1 protein-coding gene is annotated in these 283 nt (G+C 82.3%); it reads right to left on the reverse strand.

The genetic code is table 11. The features are described 5' to 3' along the window. Positions 1-283 (reverse strand): hypothetical protein (locus tag ACZY1I_RS32280; RefSeq protein ID WP_463761721.1); only part of this gene is annotated, 283 nt, incomplete at both ends.

The raw sequence follows: 283 nt of genomic DNA on the forward strand, positions 1-283 counted from the left end.
CGCCGGCCGCCGCGGTCGTGGTGTTCGCCGCGCCGGCCCCACCGTTACCGCCGAGGCCGCCCGCACCGCCGTTACCGGCCACCCCGGCGGTGGCGGTGGTGTTCACTCCGGCACCCGCGGCACCCGCGGCCCCACCGGTACCGCCCTGGCCGCCCTGGCCGCCGGCCTGGCCCGCGACCGCGGCGTCCCCGCTGGCCGTGCCGGTACCGCCGGCCCCGCCGAGGCCACCGACGGCACCGTTACCGCCCTTACCGCCGCCGCCCTGGACGCCGGCGGTGCCACC

This window comes from Mycobacterium sp. IDUB_37 (genome assembly GCF_055419245.1).